Genomic DNA, 252 nt, shown 5'->3' with positions numbered 1-252 from the left:
CTGCGCGTCTCCGAGACGGCGCTGGCCGAGCTGGCCAAGGTCGGGTTCGATCCGGTGTTTGGTGCGCGGCCGCTCAAGCGCGCGATCCAGCAGCGCATCGAGAACCCGCTGTCCAAGCTGCTGCTCGAAGGGCGCTTTCCGCCCAAGAGCGTGATCGCGGTGGACGTGAACCCGGTGCTGGAGCCCGGCGTTTTCCACTTCAGCGCGGCGCCGTTGGTGTAAGGCATGTGCTTTGAAAATGCTAGCTGTCAG

Annotated in this window: 1 pseudogene; it reads left to right on the top strand. The window is 65.1% G+C overall.

What is annotated here, in order from left to right:
• A pseudogene (locus tag QZH66_RS17045) lies at positions 1-222 on the top strand (hypothetical protein); the annotation flags it as partial.
• Positions 223-252: the final 30 nt, after the last annotated feature.

Source organism: Stenotrophomonas sp. YIM B06876, assembly GCF_030711595.1.
Classification (GTDB): Bacteria; Pseudomonadota; Gammaproteobacteria; order Xanthomonadales; family Xanthomonadaceae; genus Stenotrophomonas.
This window is presented reverse-complemented; position numbering and strand designations above follow the sequence as displayed.